Raw genomic sequence first — 337 nt, forward strand, 5'->3', positions numbered from 1 at the left:
GGAGATCGTTGCCCGAGGCGCGCAGGATGGCGAGATGAAAACGCGTGTCGGCGCGAGTGCGCTCCTGCAGCGTCGTCGCCGCGCCCATCTCCCGGCAGGCCTGGCTGATCTCGGCCATCTGCTCGTCTGTGCGTCGCATGGCGGCGAAAGCTGTCGCTTCTGGCTCGATGATGTGACGGAATTCCTGCACGGTTTTCAGGAACACCTCGCGGTCGGGCGATGTCGCGTACCAGGCGAGCACGTCGCGATCGAGCAGGTTCCAGCGCTCTTTCGGCTCGACCCAGCTGCCGATCTTCGGGCGCGAGGCCAGCAGGCTCTTGGCCATCAGCATCTTGAT

Annotated in this window: 1 protein-coding gene; it reads right to left on the minus strand. The window is 65.0% G+C overall.

Features of this window, described 5'->3' with window-relative positions; genetic code table 11:
• The coding region (locus E5X88_RS33575) for an FCD domain-containing protein (RefSeq protein WP_292168577.1) at positions 1-337 on the minus strand (337 nt) is incomplete at both ends.

The organism is Mesorhizobium sp. (assembly GCF_004962245.1).
Lineage (GTDB): Bacteria > Pseudomonadota > Alphaproteobacteria > Rhizobiales > Rhizobiaceae > Mesorhizobium.